General features: G+C 57.5%; 17 protein-coding genes. 11 read left to right on the forward strand and 6 right to left on the reverse strand.

What is annotated here, in order from left to right:
• Positions 1-31 precede the first annotated feature (31 nt).
• The 8 genes from QRN55_RS04765 (at position 32) to QRN55_RS04800 (ending at position 7,783) form a co-directional block, all read left to right on the forward strand.
• On the forward strand, positions 32-1,330 hold the full coding sequence (locus QRN55_RS04765) for a glycosyltransferase (protein WP_284775272.1): 1,299 nt from the start codon (positions 32-34) through the stop codon (positions 1,328-1,330).
• 118 nt (positions 1,331-1,448) lie between these two features.
• The gene (locus QRN55_RS04770) at positions 1,449-3,302 is read left to right on the forward strand and encodes an alpha/beta fold hydrolase (protein ID WP_284775274.1); all 1,854 of its coding nucleotides are present in this window, start codon (positions 1,449-1,451) and stop codon (positions 3,300-3,302) included.
• Positions 3,303-3,583: 281 nt separating this feature from the next.
• Positions 3,584-4,675 carry a pyrimidine utilization protein A gene (rutA, locus tag QRN55_RS04775; protein ID WP_233124476.1) on the forward strand — a complete coding sequence of 364 codons (1,092 nt, stop codon included), beginning with the start codon at positions 3,584-3,586 and terminating at the stop codon, positions 4,673-4,675.
• The gene (gene rutB / locus QRN55_RS04780) at positions 4,672-5,412 is read left to right on the forward strand and encodes a pyrimidine utilization protein B (RefSeq protein WP_233124477.1); all 741 of its coding nucleotides are present in this window, start codon (positions 4,672-4,674) and stop codon (positions 5,410-5,412) included. The genes rutA and rutB overlap by 4 nt, the downstream gene beginning before the upstream one ends.
• A 30-nt stretch (positions 5,413-5,442) precedes the next feature.
• On the forward strand, positions 5,443-5,829 hold the full coding sequence (gene rutC, locus QRN55_RS04785; protein ID WP_111838708.1) for a pyrimidine utilization protein C: 387 nt from the start codon (positions 5,443-5,445) through the stop codon (positions 5,827-5,829).
• A 15-nt stretch (positions 5,830-5,844) separates the two neighbouring features.
• Positions 5,845-6,633 (forward strand): pyrimidine utilization protein D, encoded by a 789-nt coding sequence (rutD, locus tag QRN55_RS04790; RefSeq protein ID WP_284775278.1) that lies wholly within the window; start codon positions 5,845-5,847, stop codon positions 6,631-6,633.
• A gap of 15 nt (positions 6,634-6,648) precedes the next feature.
• Entirely contained in the window at positions 6,649-7,233 is a 585-nt protein-coding gene (locus QRN55_RS04795) for a malonic semialdehyde reductase (protein WP_111838706.1), read from the forward strand.
• A 25-nt stretch (positions 7,234-7,258) separates the two neighbouring features.
• Positions 7,259-7,783 (forward strand): flavin reductase, encoded by a 525-nt coding sequence (locus tag QRN55_RS04800; RefSeq protein WP_111838705.1) that lies wholly within the window; start codon positions 7,259-7,261, stop codon positions 7,781-7,783.
• Between the two features lie 8 nt (positions 7,784-7,791).
• On the opposite strand, the gene QRN55_RS04805 is transcribed toward QRN55_RS04800, so the two are convergent.
• The 6 genes from QRN55_RS04805 to QRN55_RS04830 all read right to left on the reverse strand — a co-directional run bounded on the left by QRN55_RS04805 (position 7,792) and on the right by QRN55_RS04830 (position 14,517).
• Positions 7,792-9,030 (reverse strand): putative bifunctional diguanylate cyclase/phosphodiesterase, encoded by a 1,239-nt coding sequence (locus QRN55_RS04805; RefSeq protein WP_284775282.1) that lies wholly within the window; start codon positions 9,028-9,030, stop codon positions 7,792-7,794.
• Positions 9,031-9,350: 320 nt separating this feature from the next.
• Positions 9,351-10,136, reverse strand: a complete 786-nt coding sequence (locus QRN55_RS04810; protein WP_284775284.1) for an SDR family oxidoreductase — start codon at positions 10,134-10,136, stop codon at positions 9,351-9,353.
• Positions 10,137-10,165: 29 nt separating this feature from the next.
• On the reverse strand, positions 10,166-11,119 hold the full coding sequence (locus tag QRN55_RS04815) for a sugar-binding transcriptional regulator (protein ID WP_162694442.1): 954 nt from the start codon (positions 11,117-11,119) through the stop codon (positions 10,166-10,168).
• Between the two features lie 20 nt (positions 11,120-11,139).
• Positions 11,140-12,609 (reverse strand): FGGY family carbohydrate kinase, encoded by a 1,470-nt coding sequence (locus tag QRN55_RS04820; protein ID WP_284775287.1) that lies wholly within the window; start codon positions 12,607-12,609, stop codon positions 11,140-11,142.
• 142 nt (positions 12,610-12,751) lie between these two features.
• Positions 12,752-13,708, reverse strand: a complete 957-nt coding sequence (locus tag QRN55_RS04825; protein WP_284775289.1) for a transketolase family protein — start codon at positions 13,706-13,708, stop codon at positions 12,752-12,754.
• A complete protein-coding gene (locus QRN55_RS04830; RefSeq protein WP_112498212.1) occupies positions 13,708-14,517 on the reverse strand; it encodes a transketolase in 810 nt (269 codons plus the stop codon). Before QRN55_RS04830 ends, QRN55_RS04825 begins: the two co-directional genes overlap by 1 nt.
• Positions 14,518-14,753: 236 nt before the next feature.
• Between QRN55_RS04830 and QRN55_RS04835 the strand changes: the two genes are divergently transcribed.
• The 3 genes from QRN55_RS04835 (at position 14,754) to QRN55_RS04845 (ending at position 18,357) form a co-directional block, all read left to right on the forward strand.
• A complete protein-coding gene (locus QRN55_RS04835; protein ID WP_284775291.1) occupies positions 14,754-15,734 on the forward strand; it encodes an ABC transporter permease in 981 nt (326 codons plus the stop codon).
• 127 nt (positions 15,735-15,861) lie between these two features.
• Positions 15,862-16,788, forward strand: a complete 927-nt coding sequence (locus tag QRN55_RS04840; protein WP_112497994.1) for a sugar ABC transporter substrate-binding protein — start codon at positions 15,862-15,864, stop codon at positions 16,786-16,788.
• A gap of 90 nt (positions 16,789-16,878) precedes the next feature.
• Positions 16,879-18,357, forward strand: coding sequence for a sugar ABC transporter ATP-binding protein (locus QRN55_RS04845; protein WP_284775294.1), 1,479 nt, complete (start codon positions 16,879-16,881; stop codon positions 18,355-18,357).
• Positions 18,358-18,369 lie beyond the last annotated feature (12 nt).

Here is an 18,369-nt window from a genome sequence, read left to right on the forward strand (position 1 = left end):
TTACTCCTGCTGAAATACTATGGATCGCCAGATGCTTCTCAAGGGCGGCGTGCGTAACGGAGACAATGCGAAACCGATGAAAATCTGTATCGTCGCACAGACATTCGCACCCCAGGAGGAGGGTGGTGCAGAGATCGTCGCACGCATGTGCGCGGCTGAGCTTTCGCGTTACCATGACGTCATCATTCTGTCCCTCGGTCTTGAGGGTGACAGCGTCGCGCCTCCTGGCGAAAGCATCAACGGCGATGGCATAAGGGTTCTGCGCGTCAATTGGCACAATAGCTATCTGCCGGGACCGCGCAAACCAGCAGTGGGCAAGTTGACCAAGCTGGCCTGGCACATTCGCAACGCGCTGGGCGCGACCTCTGCCGATGAGGTCAAGGAACTTTTGCTGCGGGAAAAGGTCGATCTCGTCTATGCCCATAATTCCGCAAAAATGCAGCCCGCCATTTTCGAAGCGACCAGTGCGCTCAACATACCGCTCTGTCTGCATTTGCATGATTACGCGCTGCTATGCCCGAAATCGAGCATGTTTCGCAGCTCCGGTAATTGTGAAAAGCCTTGCCTCGAATGCCGGGTTTTGACCGCGCGCATCAAATCCAGCAAGGGTGATGGCGTGACCGCGATTTCGGTCAGCGATGCCCTGCGCCAACGGTTCTTGCGCAACGGCGTTCTGAAGAAAGCCGACTGGCACGTGCTTTTGAACGCCAATCGCAGTGAAGCGCTGTTTCATGCGCCTCTCGTGGGCCGCAAGAGTGGTACCAGCGAAGCCTTCACCTTCGGGTATCTCGGTGCTCTTGCTGAAGAAAAAGGTGTCGAGGATCTGATCACGGCCTTCCTCAAATTGCCGCAGACGGAGGCCGCCACGCTTCTGATCGCAGGTCGTGGCAGGGACGATTACGAGCGGCATCTAAAGACGCTTGCTGGCGACGCCGCAATCCGCTTTCTGGGCTTCGTGCCGCCGGAAGAGGTCTACAAGGTCGCCGATGTCGTCGTCGTTCCCTCACGCTGGCATGAGCCGCAAAGTCTGATCCTGATGGAAGCAGCAACCTACGGCGTACCCGTTATCGGGACGGAGCGGGGCGGAACACCGGAAATTCTGCGCGACCTTGGAACGGGCTGGTGCTACGATCCAGACCGGGAGACTGGCCTGCTGGAAACTCTGGAAAGGGCTCTTGCGATTGGCCATGAAAATTGGTGGCGGGAACGGGATACGCATTTCCCTGGTATTGAAGGTTTCAAGGGAACGTCGGAAGCATCGGGATATTATCGCAAGCTCAATGATATCCTGATGGCAGCAAAGGCTGCGGGCGAGACAACGTCTCGCTGAACGTGACCTATGGGGAAGCAGCGTTAGCTTGGATTTCGAAGTACACATCAAGCATTGATTAACGTGAATACGGCATGGTGCACGACAGTTGCTTGAGACATCCATTGGAGGGTGGGACATGAATGCCGGTTTCAACCTGCCAAAAGCGGATGATAAAAGCGCGCAGATCGCCGCCGACTATCCCGTCGTTTTTGCAGATACGATCGGTCTTTTCCGGCCTGCCGATGCATTGACGCTTCCTGATCCATCTCGGAATGAAGGCACGGCGTTGGCCGCAGATACGGCTGTTCTGTTTGTGGGCTCCTGGGGGTTCGAGGAACTTTGCGCCCGAAAATTCTGGCAGCAACTGGCTGCCGAACTCTCCGGGCGTGGCATGGCCAGCTTGCGTTTCGACTATCCCGGTACTGGCGACGCGCTCGACCATCCCGATTATGCTGATGGTTTGGAAGTCTGGCTTGATACTGTGAGGGCAGCGGCGCGGACACTGCGAGAACTGGCTGGTGTCAAGAGATTGCTGTTGATTGGCCACGGGATCGGTGGTGCCATGGCGTGGCGCGTGGCGGAAACGATGGATGACGTCGCGGGGGTGGCGCTTGCGGCACCGGCTCTTTCCGGGCGTCACTGGCTGCGAGAATTCGTGGCGTTGAGCCGTATCGCCAATCAGGGCGCCATACTGACGGGAAATTCGGCCTCCGGGCCAACCATGGGCGAGCAGGTCATACCGAAGGCGGTGACGTCAGGACTGAAACTGCTGAACATCACCGATGCGCAGAGGGCACCCGCCGCCAACATTCTGATGCTGCAGCAGGAGAACCGTCCGGCGGATGCGACATTTGCCGAACATCTGCACACACTTGGCGTCAATGTTCAGGCCCAGACCTTTGAAGGCTACGAACGGTTCATCCGCGATGTTCTCTTTTCCGTACCGCCGACGGCCTCTATCGATGTCATCGCCAAGTGGGCTGCCGGTTTGACGCAGCGCATTCCGGTCACCGTTCCTACCCATTTGCCAGAGCATGGCTCCTCGGCCCTCGAAGCCGAGTGTTTTACGGAAACTCCGGTTCGGTTTGGTGAGGGCAACCGTCTCTACGGTGTGTTGTGCGAGCCGCGTGGACCGCGCAAGGGTGCGACAGTGCTGGTTTTGCCGACCGGCTATGAGCGTGCATCCGGCTGGGGCCGTATATCGGTCCGCTTGTGCCGTGATCTAGCGCGCACGGGTGTTGCAAGCCTGCGCTTCGACATGGCCAATATTGCTGACAGCCCTGCTGTTCCCGGTCGCCCGGAACAGATCATCTATGGGGACGGTCAGCTTGCGGATGTGGATGCCGCGATGGAGTTTCTGACGGAAAAGAAGCTGTTTCCTGTGGTGGTGACCGGGCGGTGCAGCGGCGGATGGGCCGCTTTTAAAAGTGGCGTGCGGGACATGCGCTTCAGCGGTGTCGTCCCGGTCAATGTTTTCGACTTTTACATTCCACCTGATGCAGATGTCGAAGCGCTGCTGATCTCATCGCGCCAGCCCTTGGCAAGCTACGGTGCCAAATTGTTGCGCGGCAGCTTCTGGCGCAAGGTGCTGCGCGGCGAAGTCAGGGTCAGGAACGGTATCGTCAATCTCTGGGCCATGGTGATGGGCAAGGCCATTTCCTTCACAACGCCCATTATGGTGCGTTTTCCGTTCTTGTCGCCACGGTTTCATGCCTTGTCGCAAGATTTCAATGCGATAGCCGCCAATGATACGCGTATGTCCATCGTCTTTACAGAAGGCGACATTGGTGCAGCGATGCTGGAAACCAATTTCGGACCGCGCGGTCGCTTGCTGACCTGCCGATATGGCAATCCGCGTATCGCCTTCATCGAAAACGCCGATCACAATCTGACCACAGCGGAAGCCCGCCATGCTTGGGCCGATGAAGTCAGAGCTATCGCAATGCAATTTCCACCTACGCATCAGGACGCGTCTGTCACCTCTGCCTGAAGATACCGGCAGTGCTCTATGTGACATCTGGCAAAACATGAAGTAGTCTGGTCTGCGTCGCAGTCCAGACTCGACACTCTGCCTCAAAATTAACATCGACCACGACCACCTGCTAAGAAAACAGGCAAAAGATTTATCATCCGATAAAAAATTTATCATTTGATAAAAATAAACATATAGAAAAAGACTAACCTATTGATTTCAATAGGCATCACGGACTGGCACAGAAACTGCATTTGATCTCTCAAAAGTTCACACGGGAACAAGAACTGGAGAATGCAATGGAAGTAGGTGTTTTCATACCGATCGGGAACAACGGTTGGCTGCTCTCTGAAAATGCGCCGCAATACAAGCCCACCTTCGAGCTTAACAAACAGATCACGCTTGCAGCCGAGAAATACGGTTTCGATTTTGCCCTTTCGATGATCAAGCTTCGCGGCTTTGGTGGCAAGACGGAGTTCTGGGATTACAATCTCGAATCCTTCACGCTGATGGCCGGGCTCGCGGCGGTCACATCGAAAATCAAGCTTTTCGGCACCACTGCCACGCTCGTCATGCCACCAGCCATCGTTGCGCGCATGGCAACCACCATCGACTCCATTTCGGGCGGTCGTTTCGGGATCAACCTCATTACCGGCTGGCAGAGACCGGAATACAGCCAGATGGGCCTGTGGCCGGGCGATGATTATTTCGGCGATCGATACGAATATCTGAGTGAATATACGACCGTGCTACAAGAGCTTTTGACGACGGGGCAATCGGACTTGAAGGGCAAGTATTTCACCATGGATGATTGCCGGATGAAGCCGGTGCCCGAGGGTAACGTGAAACTTATCTGCGCTGGTTCGTCGGATAAGGGTCTGGCGTTCTCGGCGAAATTTGCAGATTATGGCTTTTGCTTTGGTGTTGGTGTGAACACTCCTAAAGCTTTTGCACCGACCAATGAGCGGTTGCTGGCTGCAACCGAAAAGACCGGTCGCGATGTGCGGTCCTGCGTGTTGACGATGGTGCTGGCCGAAGAGAAATCCGAGGATGCCTGGGCAAAGTGGGAACACTACAAGGCTGGCGCTGACCAGGAGGCCATCAAGTGGCTGGGCCTCCAGAGCTCCGTCGATACGAAATCGGGATCGGATACCAATGTCAGGCACATGTCCAACCCGGTTTCCGCCGTCAACATCAACATGGGAACGCTGATCGGCTCCTACGAGGAAGTGGCCGCGATGCTGGACGAAATGAGCGAAGTGCCGGGTACCGGTGGCGTTATGCTGACTTTCGATGACTTTGTCGAAGGTATCGAAAAATTCGGCAAATTCGTACAGCCCTTGATGAAAAGCCGCGCCCATGTAACTGCGGCGCTGGAGGCAGCCGAATGAGCGATACCTTGGTTGCCGGTTACACACCGCCGAAGAGCCGCACCGAAAGCGTCACTCTGCCCGCCCGGCCAGAACCGATTTCCCTAAAACCGAGCGAGACCGCCGTTGTCGTGGTGGATATGCAAAACGCCTATTCGACCGAAGGCGGCTATGTCGATCTGGCCGGGTTCGACATCTCGGGTGCGAAATCGACCATCGCCAATATCGGCAAGACGCTGTCGGCTGCCCGTGCGGCCGGTGTGCAGGTCATCTATTTCCAGAATGGCTGGGATAAGGATTATGTCGAGGCGGGTGGTCCAGGCTCTCCCAACTGGCACAAGTCCAATGCCTTGAAGACCATGCGGGCACGACCCGAATTGCAGGGAAAACTGCTGGCCAAGGGCACATGGGATTACGCCATCGTCGATGAGCTGCAACCGCAGCCCGGCGACATTCTGGTGCCGAAAACCCGCTATAGCGGTTTCTTCAACACGAATATGGACAGCGTCTTGCGGGCGAGGGGCATTCGCAACCTCGTTTTCGTCGGCATTGCGACCAATGTCTGCGTGGAGAGCTCGCTGCGGGATGCCTTCCATCTCGAATATTTCGGGGTGATGCTGGAAGACGCGACGCACCATCTCGGCCCTGACTTCATTCAGCAGGCGACCGTCTACAACGTCGAGAAATTCTTCGGTTGGGTCGCTACGGTCAATGACTTCTGCGCTGTGATTTCCCAGGCCGCACCGTTGCACGAATAACCCGACCCGATCAAACAGGAGAACACGACAATGCCGAAGAAAATTATCGTTCCTGAAGGCACATCCAAACCAATCGCGCCATTTTCACCGGGAACACTGGCCGATGGCGTCGTATACGTGTCGGGCACTCTGCCGTTCGACAAGAACAATGATGTCGTGCATGTGGGGGACGCTGCCGCCCAGACCCGGCATGTGTTGGAAACCATCAAATCCGTCATCGAAACCGCTGGCGGCACCATGGATGACGTGACCATGAACCACATCTTCATCACCGATTGGGCAAATTACCAGGCGATCAACACCGTCTACGCCGAGTATTTTCCAGGTGACAAACCAGCGCGCTATTGCATCCTGTGCGGTCTGGTCAAGCCGGACGCGCTGGTCGAAATCGCAACTGTCGCCCATATCGGCACATAACGGCTGGATGGCGCAATGATCTATTTCGAGGTTCAGGGTCGTGATGAAGCCGATGCGCAAACCATCCTGCTGTCATCAGGGCTGGGCGGTTCCGGCTCCTATTGGGCACCCCAGATGGAGATGCTGCAACAGCATTTTCGCGTAGTGGTCTATGATCATCATGGTACCGGTAGGACAGGTGGAGAAGTCCCGCAGTCCGGCGGCATAGCCGCCATGGCGGATGATGTCGTCGAGATTGCGAAGACGCTGAACCTTGAAACATTCCATTTCATGGGCCATGCGCTGGGTGGATTGATCGGGCTGGATATTGCCCTTCGCAAACCCGGCCTCATCGATAGACTGGTCCTCGTCAATGCTTGGAGCAAGGCGGACGTCCATTCCGGCAGGTGTTTCGACACCCGAGTTTCCCTCCTGGAAAACTCAGGTGTCGAAGCTTTCGTGAAGGCTCAACCACTGTTTCTTTACCCGGCTCAGTGGATGTCCGACAATGCCGAACGGCTTGCCAGGGATGATGCCCACGGCGTCAGTCATTTTCAGGGCAAGGACAATGTTTTGCGTCGGATCGCGGCACTGAGAGCGTTCGATGTGGATGATAAACTTGCAGACATCGAAAACGCAACACTGGTCATCGCAGCCAAGGATGATCTTCTTGTGCCATACTCCCGGTCAATCCGGCTTGCTGAGGGTTTGCCGAATGCGCGACTCGTCCTTTTTGACGAGGGCGCCCATGCGGTCAACGTGACCGATGCAACTCTTTTTAACACCAGGCTCGAGACATTTTTGCTCGCCTCAGAGCCGAACTGAATAGGATGATGCTTCATGCCCCTTGATGAACAGGCACTTTCAACGCTTTTCACCGAAGCCCGCACCCATAATGGCTGGACCGACAAGCCCGTCGAGGATGCGCTTTTGCGCGACCTTTACGACCTGACCAAGATGGGACCGACATCGGCCAATTGCTCGCCGGGGCGGTTTGTTTTCATTCGCTCTGCCGATGCGAAGGAAAAGCTGAGACCAGCGCTGTCATCAGGCAATCTCGAAAAGACCATGACGGCCCCGGTGACGGTGATTGCCGCCATCGACGCGGAGTTTTACGAGAAGCTTCCGACGCTGTTCCCGCATGCCGATGCAAAATCGTGGTTCACATCCAGCCCGGCCATGGCTGAGGAGACGGCGTTTCGCAATGCCACGCTTCAGGCAGGATATTTTATTCTGGCAGCACGGGCGCTGGGGCTTGATACGGGCGCCATGTCCGGCTTCGACAAGGCGAAGGTGGATGAGGCGTTTTTTGCTGGCACGACATGGAAGTCCAACTTCCTGATCAATCTGGGATATGGCGATGCATCGAAACTGTTTGGTCGCCTTCCCCGTCTTCCCTTTGAAGATGCCTGCCAGTTGGTTTGATGAGTTGTTAGGAAAGGTCGTTTAGATGCAGAGGCTGTCTCTCGATAAGGATACCGAAATGGAGACGAAGACTGCCGAACAGCGCAGCCTGGACTACCGTAACGCCATGGCCCAACTGGCTGGCGCGGTCAACATCGTCACGACCGATGGCCCGGAAGGCAGGGCCGGTTTCGCCGCGACTGCCGTGTGCAGCGTCTCGGATAATCCACCGACCCTGCTGGTTTGTCTAAACCGCAACTCGTCTGCTTACAGATATGTCGCTGGAAACGGTGTCGTCTGCATCAACACGCTGGCAGCCGATCAGGAGCAGTTGAGCAGCCTTTTTGGCGGCAAGACGCCGATCGATCAGCGTTTTGCAGCCGGGGAGTGGAGCACGCTTGAAACCGGAGCGCCCCTTCTCGAGGGCGCGCTCTGCTCGTTCGATTGCCGCATCCGCACCATCCATGATGGGGGCACCCACGATATTCTGATCTGCGATGTCATGGACACGGTCATCGGTGAAGGCGAGGAAGCGCTGGTCTATTTCAAGCGCGCTTACCGTCACCTCTAAAGTCTGCTTCAGCCGAAGAAGCGTTCCTCGAAGACGTCGAGTGCTACCGGTCTGCCGAAATAAAAGCCCTGAAACGCGCTGCAACCACAACCCAGCATGAATCGGTACTGCTCTTCGGTCTCGATTCCTTCTGCCAGAATGTCTAGGCCGAGATCGTGGCCCATCTGGCAGATGTTGCGTGCCAGTCTCGCACCACGCTGGGTGCTGATGGCACGTACGAAGCTGCGATCGATCTTCAATTGTTTCAGCGGTAACCTTTGCAGGTAGCTCAATGAAGAATAGCCGGTTCCGAAGTCATCGAGCGCGATGCCGATGCCGTGTTTTTCCAGCGCCTTGATCTTGCTGATGAGTTCATCGACCTCGGCAACGAACATCGTTTCGGTCAGTTCCAGCTTCAGCGCATGCGGCGGTACCGAAGACGCGGCCAGTGAGGAAATGACATGGGAGACGAAATCTTCCCGAAAAAGCTGGTCGGGACTGACATTGACGGAAAGAACGAGGTCTCTGGTTTCAGGCTGGTTGCGCCAGGCTGCCAAGGTTTCGATGCCACGATCCAGAACCCAGCCGCCCAGTTGTGGCATCAGGCCTGCGCGTTCGGCAACGGGAATGAATTCGTCCGGCGGTACGTAACCGAGGCGGGGGTGGCGCCAGCGCAGCAGGGCTTCCGCTCCCACCAACTGCCCCGTCCCATCCACCTGCGGCTGGAAGAAGAGCTCGAACTGGTCCTTGAGCAATGCCATCCGCAATTCTCTCGCATAGCGGCTATCGGGACCCAGCTTGCGTTGGATCAGCAAGATTCCACCACAGAGCAGAGAAACCGAAATGCCGGCATGCACCCATGCGGTCACGGACCTTATGGAGTCCGGCAGCGGCGTCGCGAAATCATAGTGCATCGCGCAGGCGGAAAAGAGAACGAAGCAGGCGATGGATGTCAGGATTATGCCGAGCTGAAACCGGCTGGGATCCAGCTGGTGATTGACGAAACCGGCAAGCGCGATGATCAGCAGATAGATATGCGCGACACGAGGTGCTGCGTCGCTCGGCACGTCGAACATCAAGGAATAGATGACGATGAACAGGACGCAGGCGAGCTGGGAAACGAGCATTCCTTGCGAAATATATCCCCGCAACGCCGCCATCCACCCCGCCGAAATCGTGGCAAAAAGCACGAACTCGAGGACCACCAGCGGCCAGTTCTGCATGGTCGCAAAGATCAGCACCCATACGCCGCTGACGAAAACGCCCACGGGAAGTGCTACCCGACAGACGAACTGAAGATGTTGAAAATGCTGTCTCTGGGTCCTGTAATGAGGACCGGCTATGGATTTATTTAACAATTGAGCTCGCTGATGCGTGATTTCAGCAAGCTTATCAGGAATAATCCGGTTGAGCGACGCCGCTTTCGAAAGAAATTCCGACAAAGCGTAAAGATGTTTAACCGGCGAAAGTCGGCCTCATACACGGTTAAGTGGTGGAGGGGTCGTTCCGGTCACTCGAGATTTGTTGCCCGCTACGAGAAGGTCTTGTCGCACCGGGACTTTTACATTCGAGCGCGAAAACACCACCATCAGGACATGATCAACCCGCCATCGATGTTGATGGTCTGGCCGGTGATGTAGGCGGCGTCTTCGGAGGCGAGGAAGGCGACCAGTGCTGCGACTTCCGCAGGCGTACCGGCGCGACGCATGGGGATATTTCGCACCCATTCCGCCATCAGTTCGCCTGGCTTGTAATCGCCCAACATCTTGCCCCAGACACGGTCGTTATAGTCCCACATTTCGGTGTGGATAATGCCGGGGCAGATGGCGTTGGCGGTGATGCCTTCAGGCGCGAGTTCCTTGGCAAGGCTTTGCGTGAGGCCGATGACGCCGAATTTCGAGGCGGCATAATGTGGTGTGTAGATGAATCCCTGGCGGGCCTGACCGGATGCGGTGTTGATCAGACGTCCCTTGATGCCGCTGGCGCGGAAACGGCGGATAGCCTCCTGGCAGCAAAGGAAAGCGCCCTTGGTATTGACCTCCATGTTAAGGTCCCACTGGTCCTCGCTGAGTTCCTCGACCTTGGAGATGGTAATGACACCCGCATTCTGGACAGACACAGACAGCGCGCCGATGGCGGCTTCCGCCGCGCCATAGGCGTCGCGAACGGCGGTAGCATCACGCACATCCAGTGTCACACCGAATGTCTGTGCGCCGGTTTCTTCGGCAAGCCGTGCTGCGATCTCGGCTGTGTCCTTCTCGACCGCAGCGATTGCAACGTTAGCGCCTTCCTCGGCAAAGCGACGGGCGATGCCGTAGCCGATACCCTTGTTGCCGCCGCTGACGAATACGGACTGACCTTCGAAGCGTTTCATTTCTCCTCCTCCAGGAAACTGTGTCTCTGCTATGGGCCGACCAATCGTTCGGCCGTGAATTTATCGGTCACCAGCACGTCGATCACACCGGTTCTGAGCGCGCCTGCAATGGCTTCGGTTTTCTTGGCACCACCCGCCAGCGCAATCACGCGGTCGACATTGGATAGATTTTCAAGCGGAAGGCCGATGACCCGGTCGTCAAGCGGCGTCTTGACCGGCCTGCCTTCTTTGTCGAAAAAGCGCAGTGAAATATCGCCGACGGCACCGGCCTGCGCCAGATCGGCCAGTTCCTTGGTCGAGAAGATGTTGCCCGAGCGCGCCAGCAGTTCCGATGGCTCGACTGCGCCAACGCCTACGATGGCAAGCGTGATGGAGCCGAACAAGTCGATCGTCTCGCGCACGAAGGGATCTGCGAGCATCAGAAGCTTGGCCTCACGCGAGGTCGACACGCCCGGAACAGGTAGCAGCTTGGGTTCACCCTCGGTCAGACGCGCCAGCCGCGTGGTGATCTGGGTTGCATGGGTCTGCACGGAAGGGTCGCCCATGCCGCCCAGCGTCTGAACGATGTATTTCGCCTTGGCACCTTTCAGCGGATGGATGTTCTCCACCATCTTGAAGATCGTCTGGCTCCAGCTGGAAACACCGATGATCTCGTTCTGCGAGAGCGTCACTTCCAGAAAGTGGGCGGCAGCCTCGCCGATGCGCGCCATTATCGCGCCGTCACGGTCTTCGCTGCAATCCACCACGATGGCTTCCGGCAGGTCGAAGCGCTCACGCAATCTGGTCTCCAGATCGTTGAACGTGCCCACGGGTGGAATGATGGTGGTGCGGATAATGCCTTCGGCCTCGGCGCGTTTCAGCATGCGCGAAACGGTTGCCTGCGACAAATGAAGGTGCTCGGCAATTTCAGCCTGTCGCTTGTGCTCGCTGTAGTACATCTGCGCGACACGCGATATCAGGCGAAGCTCGTTGATCCTACCCATGGTCCCTCCAGCGTGAATTTTTATTCACTATTAGCGGACCGGATTCTCAAGGTCGAGCGGGCAATTGCATCCCTCCATGTTGCGAGCTTTTCATTTCGGCTCGATGTCGCTGGCGTGATCTGGTTTCCGCTGGAATTGAGCTTTGCCACGGCCTGAATATCGGACCACATGCCAAGCGCCAGACCGGCGAGGTAAGCGGCACCCAATGCAGATGCTTCGGGTGCATCGCGCTGAATGATGGGATGCTCCAGCAGGTCTGCCACGCATTGCATCAGAAAATGGTTCTGGCTCGGGCCGCCATCCACGAACAGGCGTCCAAAGCCCGTCGGTGACTGGGCGCCCATGGCGGCGAAAACATCGTGCACCTGGAATGCGATGGAATCGGTAACGGCGCGCGCCATCTGGGCGCGGGTGGTGGAGAAATTGATCTGAGAGAACAGCGCACGGCTGTCGGAATCCCAATAGGGCGCGCCTAGGCCTACAAAGGCGGGAACGAAGCCCGGCCCGCCGGGCTCTGCTGTCGAGGCCAGTTCCACCAGTGCCGCGACATCCGGCAGGCCGAGAATGTCGACCATCCAGGGAAGCGAGGCGGCAGAGACGAGGATATTGCCTTCGAAGGCAAAGGTCGGCTGCCCACCCAGACGCCATGCGACGGTGGTGGTGATACCCTGTTTCGGTGCAATGAAATGCGGCAACGTCGTCATCACCGACGAGCCGGTGCCGAACGTCACTTTGCCATCGCCGGGATTAAACGCACCGTGTCCGAACAGGGCGGCATGACTGTCGCCGATGGCTGAAAGGATGGGCGTACCGTCCTTGATGCCGTGTACATTCTTCGTCACGCCGAAATCGCCGCTGCTGTCCCGCACCTGCGGCAAGGCATCCATGTCGATGCCGAACAGCGCGCAAAGCTCCTCGCTCCAGACCTGTTTGTTGAGATCGAGCGCCTGACTGCGCGCTGCGTTGGATGCGTCACAGGCGTGAACCTTCCCACCGGTGAAGCAATGGATCAGCCAGCTATCGATCGTGCCAAGCCGAACCTTGCGCCCCTTTGGTGCGCGATCCAGCAGCCAGCGCATTTTTGCACCGGGAAACATCGGGTCGATGGGCAGTCCGGTCAGCGCCATTACGCGTTCCGAATGGCCTTTTTCGATGAGGTCTGAACATTCGCCGGCGGTGCGGCGGCATTGCCAGCTCAGGACAGGGCCGAGCGGTTCCCCGGTTTCGGCATCCCAGATGGTAACGGATTCGCGCTGGTTGGAAATGGCAATGGCTTCAACCGAGACATCGGCGGGTGCGGCCTTGAGGCAGGCGTCGATGGCTTCGCAGACGGATGCCCAGATGCGCTTCGGTTCTTGTTCTACCCAGCCGGGTTGCGGATAGGCAATGCCGACGGGGGATGAGCCTCTGGCCAGAATGGAGCCTGTTTCGGAAACAAGAATGGCCTTGGAATTTGTCGTTCCCTGATCGACGGAGAGGATGGCGCGCATCGCTGTGTTCTCTTCCCGGATATTATTTGTGCGTGACCCTGCCGGGTTATTTGGGCGAATCGAAGAGCCGCGCAAATGATAAGGTTAGAAAAGGGTGCCGCCCACGTCTCCCGAAGGAAACATGAGCGGCTGGGAGGAGGGCTTATTTTCTCTTGATCAGGGCCTGCGCCGCATCTGCAATCGCCTCTGGTGCCATGCCGAATTCATCCAGCAGCCATTCAGCCGAGCCGGTATGGGCAAAGACGCCGGGAACGCCGAGACGCTTCATCGGCACAGGTGCGTGATCGACGACGACTTCGGCAACGGCTGAACCCAGCCCGCCGAAGATGGAATGTTCTTCAGCCGTCAGGATCGCGCCCGTTTCATTAGCGGCGGCAATGATTGCCGCCTCATCGATGGGGCGAACCGTCGCCATGTTCAGAACGCGCGCGTTGATGCCGCGTGACGCCAGAATATCGGCGGCCCTGACGATACGGTGGGTCAGCGTGCCGTTGGCGATCAGCGTAAGATCCGTGCCTTCGCGCAGGAGATTGGCTTTGCCGACTTCAAAGACGTGACCTTCCGGCAGCAAATCCGGCACGCCAACGCGCGAGAGGCGCAGGAAGCAAGGCCCTGCATAGTCTGCCGCCCACTTGATGGCCGCTGCGGTTTCGATGCGGTCGCAGGGTGCGATGACCGGCAGGTTGGGCAGCACGCGGGTCCAGGCGAAATCCTCGATGGAATGGTGCGTTGGGCCGAGTTCGCCATATGCCATACCGGAGGATATTCCGATCAGCTTCACATTGGCATTGGAATAGGCAAGGTCGGCCTTGATCTGTTCCAGCGCACGACCGGTCAGAAAGCAGGATGCGCCGCACACGAACGGCAATTGCCCGCCATTGGCAAGACCGGCGCCAACGCCGACCATGTTCTGTTCGGCGATGCCGACATTGATCAGGCGTTCCGGGAATTTCGTCTTGAAGCCACCGAGCTTGGAGGAGCCGACGGAATCGTTGCAAACGGCGACGACTCGTGGATCGGCGGCGGCCAGTGCTTCGATGGTTTCGGCAAAGGCGTCACGGCAGTCGTAGAGTTTGGGGGCAGATACGGGCGCATTCATTATAGGGCCTCCGAGAGTTCTTTGACTGCGAGTTCATACTGTTCCTTGCTTGGAACCTTGTGGTGCCAATCCACCCGGTCCTGCATGAAGGAAATGCCGTGACCCTTGTTGGTATGTGCCACGATACAGTGCGGACGGTCGCTGCGATGTTCGAGCGCAGGAACGACCTCGGACATGTCGTTGCCATTGATCTCGCTCACGTCCCAGCCAAATGCCTCAAGCTTCGGGCGAAGCGGCGCGATATCGTTGGTATCGGAGAGGGCCGCACCTTGCTGGAACCGATTGTGGTCGATGATCAGCGTCAGATTGTTAAGGCCGAACTGTGCTGCGGCCATGATGGCCTCCCAGTTGGAGCCTTCCTGCATTTCGCCGTCGCCGGTCATGACATAGGTATGGTAATCAGCACCGGAAAGCTTCGCAGCCTTTGCCATGCCCACCGCCACCGGCAGGCCGTGGCCGAGCGGACCGGTATTGGTTTCAACGCCCGGCACCTTGTTGCAGTTTGGGTGACCGTTGAGGCGCGAATTGGGCTGAAGGAAGGTGGAAATCTCGTCTTCAGGAATGAAACCGCGCTTGGCAAGCGTCACGTAAAGCGCGCAGGCCGTGTGGCCCTTCGACAGCACGAAGCGGTCGCGGGCCGGGTTCTTCGGATCATCCGGCCAGATCCGCAGAACGCGAAAATAGAGTGCCGTCATGACATCGATGGCAGACATCTCACCGCCCACATGACCAGCGCCAGCTTCGAAAACGGCTTGCACATCGCGCAGACGGATCTGGCGGGCAACGCGCTCTAATTCTTTGGGCTCCATGAAATCCTCATCAAGATGCACGAGTGAATATTTATACATTAGGCTATATAATTGCAGATGAAGGGGGTCTGTCAAGCCGCAAAAGTGCTTTCCGGTTCTTTTCACGAGATCTATTGGTGGCCTTCAGGCTCTATTGACAAGCACATTAAATCTGCTTTATGCATTTTACACCGATAGTGAATAAATATTCTAATCGGTTTAAAAAGTTCTAGCGTGTAGACGTTTCGGGAGGAGCCATGACTGTGTTGGAGCGCAAGGACGCAAACGTCCAGACCAGAAATCCGCTCACATGGCTGAGCGGCGCGACGGGGCCACTCGTAGGGCTGTTGCTGCTATGCGTGTTTCTGTCTTTCGCCAGCGAAAACTTCCTGTCGCTGCGCAACGGTCTCAATATTCTCGATCAGATCACTGTTCTCGGCATTATGGCCATCGGCATGACCTTCGTCATTCTGCTCGGTGGCATCGATCTTTCTGTCGGTTCCGTGCTGGCGCTGTCCATGATGATCATGGGCTGGACGGCCAATGTTGCGGGAATGCCCATGGGGGCGGCAATCGTTCTGGCGCTGCTGGCGTCCGGCGTTTGCGGTCTCGTCGTTGGCATTCTGGTGACGACGTTCCGGGTGCCCGCCTTCATTGCAACGCTTGCCATGATGTCGGTTGCGCGCGGCGTTGCCAACATGATTACCGATGGCCAGCAGATCGTCGGCTTTCCCGACTGGTTTATGATGCTGGCCATCGATCGCCACTTCGGCGTGCTGACCGCGACCGTGCTTTTAATGCTGGTCGTCGTTGCCATTTCCTGGGCCTTCCTGCGCTATCGTTCCGAAGGCCGCACGGTTTATGCCGTGGGCGGCAATGCGGAAGTGGCACGTCTGGCCGGTATCAACGTGCAGCTCGTCACCATCTGCGTCTATGTCATCTGCGCCGTGTTGGCAGGTCTTGCCGGTATCGTTCTGGCGGCGCGTCTGGACTCGGTGCAGCCATCCAGCGGCTTTGGCTATGAGCTTGATACGATTGCGGCTGTCGTCATCGGCGGAACATCCCTTTCGGGTGGCGCTGGCGGCATTGGCGGCACGCTGATCGGCGTCCTCATCATCGGCGTGCTTCGTAATGGCCTCAATCTTCTCAACGTTTCGCCTTTCTTGCAGCAGGTCATCATCGGCATCGTCATCGTATTGGCTGTTGGTGCGGAAACACTGCGTCGCAAGAAGTCATGATTTTAATTCAGGCGCAGCGCACTGCGCCTAGACAGAACCATCTCCCTTGAAGAGGGAGGGTAAAACAGGCTGGAGGGGAGGAGGCACTGTCTCCCGAAGGCCAAAATCAAAACCCGGAGGAAAAGACATGAAATTTTCGCGCATTCTGATGGCATCCGCAGCACTGGCCCTTTCTCTCGGTACGGCCAACGCCGCTGAAGTGAAGAAGATTGGCCTTGCTGTCGCCAATCTTCAGGCAAACTTCTTCAACCAGATCAAGCAGTCCGTCGAGGCGGAAGCCAAGACGCGTGGTATTTCGGTTGTGACCGTGGATGCCAAGGGTGACGGCCCGACGCAGGTCAACCAGATTCAGGATCTTCTGACCCAGAATATCGATGCCCTGATCTACATTCCAGCCGGTGCCGCAGCCGCGACCGTTCCGGTCAAGCTGGCCAAGGCCGCTGGCGTTCCCGTCATCAACATCGACCGCAATGCCGATGGCGCACCTGGTGACACGTTCCTTGCAACCGATTCCGTTGCATCCGCCAAATCCGTTTGCGATTACATCATCAAGCAGGCTGGCGGTAAGGGCAAGATGGTCATGATCCATGGCCAGAAGGGCACCACACCGGAAGTGGACCGCACAAAGGGCTGCATGGAATCCGTCAAAGCCAACCCTGATGTAAAGGTGGTTGCCGAGCAGTGGTCCAACATGTGGAGCCAGGATGAAGGCTTCCAGATCATGCAGAACCTGCTTCAGGCCAATCCTGACGTTTCCATCGTCTTCGCGCAGGCTGACGGCCTTGCACTCGGTGCGGCACAGGCGATCAAGGTCGGCAACCCATCGCAGAAGATCGTCGTTGGCGGTTTCGATGGTGATACGGCAGCACTCGAAGCTCTGAAGAACGGCGTGTTTGACGTCACCGCGACACAGCAGACCCAGAAGATGGGCCGCACGGCTGTGGAAATGGCCGTGAAGATCGTTGGTGGCGAAAAGGTTCCTCCGGTTCAGTTGCTGGATGCGACCCTGACCACAAAGGAAAATGTTGCAGGCTTCATCTCCAACCATCCTTGATCACTCCTTAGGTGCCGCCACCGTGGCGGCACCCGATTTCTTCGGGCCATGATGTGGCTCGGTTTTTGACGCTCTGGGAGGTTCTTCGTCATGCGTGAGCCGGTTCTTTCGCTCCGTGGCATCACCAAACGCTATGGTCCGCTCGAGGTTTTGAAGAACGTCGATCTCGATGTGTATGCGGGCGAGGTCGTCGCGCTGCTCGGTGAAAACGGGGCGGGTAAATCGACGCTCTCCGGTATCATCGCCGGATCGCGCGAACCGTCGCAGGGCACGATGGCGTGGCTCGGCGAACCCTATGCTCCGGCCTCGCCACGCGAAGCCATCGACAAGGGCGTGGTGCTGATCCATCAGGAGCTGAAGCTTCTCCCCGAACTATCCATCGCCGAAAACGTCTTTATCGGTCGCTGGCCGATGAAAAACGGCAGGGTCGACCGCGCCGAAATGGTGCGACGGGCGCAGGAGCAGCTTGCGCGGCTCAATCTCCACCTCCCCGCCACCCGCAAAGTCGCCGGTCTTTCGACCGCAAACCAGCAGTTGATCGAAATCGCCAAGGCATTGGCGCTCAACGCAAAACTGCTCATCCTGGATGAACCGACAGCGGCCCTTGGCGGAGCGGAAACACAGGCACTATTCGAGCAGGTGCGCAAGCTGCGCGCTGAGGGTGTCGGCATCATCTACATTTCCCACCGCATGGAAGAGATCAGAGAGATCACCGATCGTATCGTTGTTCTGCGCGATGGCGAACGCGTCAATGAATTTGCCGACAGCGCCACGCCGGTCCGCACCATCGTGGAAAGCATGGTGGGTCGCTCGCTGGAACGTCTTTTCCCGACCTTGCCGGAAGCGCAGGACAAGGTCGTGCTGGAGGTGAAGGGACTGACGGGGGCGAACAACGCGTTCCGCAATGTCAGCTTCCATGTGCGTGCCGGTGAAATTCTCGGCATTGCAGGCCTTATCGGTGCCGGTCGCACGGAACTGGTGCGAACGATTGCCGGAGCAGATGAGATATCGGCAGGACAGATATTGCTGGATGGCAAGCCGCTCAACCTTAAGTCACCCGCCGACGCAATCGATCAGGGCATCGCCATGGTGCCGGAAGATCGCAAAATGCAGGGGATCGTTGTCGAGCATGAAATTGGCGAGAACATCATCTACGCCAATCTGGATCTGCTCGGTACGGGCTGGATAACGCCCGGCGTCAAGCGCCGCTTTGCCAACGCTGCCATCGCCAAATTCGGCGTCAAAGGCAAGAGCGATCAGCCCGCATCAGACCTGTCCGGTGGCAACCAGCAGAAGGTGGTGATCGCCAAGTGGCTGGCGCGTAACCCGCGCGTCGTGGTGCTGGATGAGCCGACACGCGGCATCGATGTCGGTGCGCGTGCGGGCATCTACGACATCATCGTCGGGCTGGCAAAGCAGGGCGTAGCTGTCATCGTCGTCAGCTCCGATCTTGAGGAAGTGCTGGGCGTTTCCAGCCGCATCCTCGTTCTCGCCCAAGGAAATCAGGCCGGTATTCTCAACCGTGACGAAGCCAACGATGTTTCCGTCATGGAAATGGCGACTATCTGAAGAAGGAAATAT

It is taken from the genome of Agrobacterium sp. lyk4-40-TYG-31, from assembly GCF_030209855.1.
Lineage (GTDB): Bacteria > Pseudomonadota > Alphaproteobacteria > Rhizobiales > Rhizobiaceae > Agrobacterium > Agrobacterium vaccinii.